The organism is Sulfolobus sp. B1, from assembly GCF_007050195.1.
Taxonomy (GTDB): Archaea; Thermoproteota; Thermoprotei_A; order Sulfolobales; family Sulfolobaceae; genus Saccharolobus.
On record NZ_QIMI01000125.1, the window covers coordinates 1 to 4638 of the forward strand.

The 4638-nt window shown below is 37.9% G+C and carries 3 protein-coding genes and 1 pseudogene; all 4 read left to right on the forward strand.

Annotated elements, in window-relative coordinates:
* A partial coding sequence (gene thiC / locus DMP16_RS08010; protein ID WP_221929529.1) for a phosphomethylpyrimidine synthase ThiC occupies positions 1-1263 on the forward strand: 1263 nt, incomplete at its 5' end.
* 29 nt (positions 1264-1292) lie between these two features.
* Complete coding sequence (locus DMP16_RS08015) at positions 1293-1853, forward strand: ATP cone domain-containing protein (protein WP_069283161.1); 561 nt, start codon at positions 1293-1295, stop codon at positions 1851-1853.
* A 250-nt stretch (positions 1854-2103) separates the two neighbouring features.
* Entirely contained in the window at positions 2104-3780 is a 1677-nt protein-coding gene (ilvD, locus tag DMP16_RS08020) for a dihydroxy-acid dehydratase (protein ID WP_069283159.1), read from the forward strand.
* A gap of 22 nt (positions 3781-3802) precedes the next feature.
* Positions 3803-4638: pseudogene (locus tag DMP16_RS08025) on the forward strand (carboxypeptidase M32); the annotation flags it as partial.

Genomic DNA, 4638 nt, shown 5'->3' on the forward strand with positions numbered 1-4638 from the left:
AGAAACGGAATCATAACGGATGAGATAAAAAAGATAAGTAAAATAGAAAAAGTAAGTCCAGATAAGATAAGAAGGAGAGTAGCTGAAGGAAAGGTCATTGTTATTAGAAACATTAGGAGACCCAGTAAGAGAATAATTGCCATTGGTAAGGGATTGACAACAAAGGTTAACGTGAATATTGGAACTTCGAGCGAAGTTGTAAACTTAGACATGGAATTAGAGAAAGTTAAGATTTCCAATAGATGGGGAGATACGTTAATGGACTTATCGACTGGCGGAGATTTAGACTACATAAGGAGAAGAATTATAGAAGCTAGTGATTTACCTGTGGGAACAGTACCAGTCTATCAAGTGTTCATAGAGTCATTTAAGAAGAAGAGTGGTGGGGCATATTTCTCAGAAGATGATTTGCTAAATACCATAGAGAAACACTTGAAGGACGGAGTTGCGTTCATGACTATCCATGCAGGAATAACTAAGGAAATGGGTATTAAAGCGTTGAAGAGTAATAGGATAATTCCAATAGTGTCTAGGGGAGGTGATATGATATTAGGGTGGATGATACACAACAACTCTGAGAATCCTTATAGAAAGAACTGGTCCTATGTGTTAGAAATGTTTAAGGAGTACGATGCCGTAATATCGTTAGGAGATGCTCTAAGACCTGGGGCTATTGGTGATGCACATGATGAGTTCCAGATAGGAGAGTTGATAGAGACCGCTAGATTAGCTAAAGACGCTATAAACAAAGGTGTTCAAGTTATGATTGAGGGGCCAGGTCATGTCCCCTTGAATGAAATAGCCTGGGACGTTAAGCTGATGAAAAAGTTAAGCAACAGTGTCCCGTATTATGTTCTCGGTCCCTTGCCAATAGATGTAGGAGCACCTTATGATCATATCGCATCCGCAATAGGTGCAGCAATAGCTTCAGCCTCTGGAGCAGACTTGTTATGCTACTTAACCCCAGCTGAACACTTAAGTTTACCTAACGTTAACCAGGTAGAGGAAGGGGCAGTAGCTTATAGAATAGCTGCCCACGCTGGAGACGTTGTAAAACTGAAGAGAAGGAAGTGGGACGATGAGGTAAGTTACTATAGAGGAAAATTGGAATGGGATAAGATGATAAGTAAGCTGATATATCCTGAAAAAGCTATGGAAGTTTATACTCAGTTTGGGAAGCCTAACGTAAGGGCGTGTACAATGTGTGGAGGTTATTGTCCAATGATGTGGGCCATGGATCAAGTTAGAAAGTTAGGTCTATAATTTTTATTCTACTACTTTACATATAAATTATGGTAAGGATAAAGAAAAGAAATGGAGAATATGAAGAGTTTAACGAGACTAAACTATATAACTCAATTATTGCAACCGGAGCGTCTCCAGAAGTGGCTCACGATATCGTAGAGGAGGTTAAAAAGAAGTTAAAGGAAGGTATGTCTACAGATGAGATAAGGAGGATAGTCATGATTAAGCTTAAGGAATTAGACCCTAACGCACTAGAAGCTTGGAAGTTTTACGATAGAATAATGAAAGGGAGAATAACTTTTGATGATGGAAAAGCAATAGTTGTGGAAAAGGGACATTTATATCTAGGAAGGAAGGTCTCAGACTTTGGCGGTAAAGGACTCATAAATTCTGATCAAGTAAAGGAGATATTAGATGAGTTACAAGAAGACTTAGATTACGGTTTAAGTAGAGCAACAATTAATGCTAGACTATACGCATTATTTATGGGAGTCTTGAGAAGTAAACAGATGCCTAAAAACGAGAAAGAGAAATCAGTCAAATTGATTAATGAGTTTAGGGAGAAATTAGGATGGAAGCCTTACGAGTTAAAAAGACCAATTGAATAATCCATATACCACGGAAAAAGTATTAGACTAGTTCTGTTATATTAATCTGTGCATTCAGCTGACTTCATTTTCGTCATAAATAGCGAGGCTTTCTTCGCTTCATAATTCTTCTATGGTATACGCTGAATGAGAACCATTATGAAATGAAAACCTTTTCCTTCAAAGCTTTCTTCACTTTCACGTTAATTAACTAGTTTAGTCTAAACTTTTTAACATATTTGCTTATTTACTCCAGAAAATTATTTAACATATGCCTAAGTTAAATAGTCCTTCAAGATATCATGGAATATATAATGCACCTCATAGAGCGTTCCTCAGATCTATAGGTTTAACTGACGTCGAAATACAAAAACCATTAGTTGCATTAGCTACAGCATGGAGTGAAGCTGGACCATGTAATTTTCATACATTAACCTTAGCCAGAGTTGCAAAAGAAGGTGTTAAAGAAGCTGGTTTAACTCCATTAGCTTTTCCCACGATGGTAGTTAACGATAACATAGGTATGGGAAGCGAGGGGATGAGGTATAGTTTAGTTAGTAGAGACTTGATAGCTGATATGGTTGAGGCTCAATTTAACGCCCATGCATTTGACGCATTAGTAGGGATTGGTGGGTGTGATAAGACAACTCCAGGCATTTTAATGGCTATGGCTAGGTTAAATGTTCCATCAATCTACGTCTATGGAGGCTCAGCTGAGCCAGGGTTTTTCTTAGGAAGGAGATTAACCATAGAAGATGTTCATGAAGCTATTGGTGCTTACATAGGGAAAAAGATAGGCGAGTATGAATTGTATGAAATAGAGAAAAGGGCTCATCCAACTTTGGGCACTTGTGCTGGTTTATTTACGGCAAATACAATGGCTAGTATGTCTGAAGCCTTGGGAATGGCGTTACCGGGTAGTGCTTCTCCAACAGCTACTTCGTCGAGAAGAGTGATGTATGTCAGAGAGACTGGAAAGAGTATAGGCATACTCTTGGAAAACGGAATAAAATCAAGGGATATACTTACATATGAAGCCTTTGAAAACGCAATTACTACCTTAATGGCTATGGGAGGTTCAACAAACGCAGTATTACATTTATTAGCAATAGCTTATGAAGCAGGAGTAAAATTAACTCTAGACGATTTTAATAGAATTTCTAGAAAAACACCTTATATTGCTAGTATGAAGCCCGGTGGAGAATATGTAATGGCTGATCTAGATGAAGTTGGAGGTGTTCCTTTAGTTTTAAAGAAGCTACTAGAGCATGGTTTATTGCACGGTGACGTGCTCACCGTTACTGGGAAGACTATGAAACAAAACCTAGAAGAGTACAAATTACCTAATGTCTCGCACTCTCATATAGTTAGAGATCCCAGTAATCCGTTTAAACCTAGGGGAGGTATTGTAATATTAAAGGGATCATTAGCCCCAGAAGGTGCTGTCATAAAGGTTGCCGCAACTAATGTGACTAAGTTTGAGGGAAAAGCAAAGGTATATAACTCAGAGGATGATGCATTCAAAGGAATACAAAATAATGAGGTTAAGGAGGGAGAAGTGGTAGTAATAAGATATGAAGGTCCTAAAGGCGCCCCTGGTATGCCAGAGATGTTAAGAGTTACTGCTGCAATAATGGGAGCTGGATTGAATAACGTAGCAATGGTAACTGATGGGAGGTTTTCTGGGGCAACGAGAGGACCTATGGTAGGTCATGTAGCCCCGGAAGCTATGGTCGGAGGACCTATAGCTGTAGTTCAAGATGGAGATACTATAGTAATAGATGTGGAGAATGAGAGACTCGATTTAAAGTTACCAGAAGAGGAAATAAAGAATAGGTTAAAGAAGTGGTCTCCACCAGAGCCTAGATATAAGTCTGGTTTATTAGCGAAGTACGCCTCATTAGTTAGTCAAGCATCAATGGGAGCTGTAACTAAACCAGTTTTTTAAACTATTATGTACTTTTTTATATATGTACGAAGATATTTGGTCGATCGAGCACGCAATAAGTCTACTTGGGTGGGATATACAAACCTACATGCCACCTTCTGGAGCTAATGCTAGGGGAGAAGCTTTAGCGAGATTGAGTAATATTAGGAGGAAATTATTGTTAAGTATTAGGAAAGACGTAGAGAAATTAGAACCAAAAAATGAGAGGGAAGAGGGATTAAAGAGAGTGTTAGAAAGGGAATATAAGTACATTGATAGTGTACCGGAAGAGTTAGATATGAAATTGAATAAGATAACTTCAGAAGCTACTGTAGTTTGGAGAGAAGCTAGGACTAAGAACGATTTTAAATTATTTAAACCCTACTTAGAGCAAATAATTGAACTCAATAGGGAAATAGCCCAAAGATTAGGATATAATGATCACATTTACTCAGCATTGTTAGACTTATATGAAGAGGGGTTTACTACAAATGAAGCTGATAGGGTTTTCAATGAACTTTTGCCGAATTTATCTAGAATTTTAAATAAGTTAGATGACAAATTTACTAGAAAATATCACTTCGAGGATGACAAGTACGACATTAGTGTAATGAGCAGAATAATCGAGAAAATAGCTTTTGAGATTTTGAAGATGCCTAGGGATAGGTTTAGGATAGATATTTCACCTCATCCTTTTACAACTTCAATGAGTAGAGATGACGTAAGAATCACTGTTAGATATGAGGGATACGACTTCAAGAGGGTAATATTTTCATTAATACATGAAAGTGGACATGCCATATATGAACTACAAATTGACCGTGAACTGGAATACACTCCATTAGCTAGATCTCCCTCAATGGGCTTACATGAGTCACA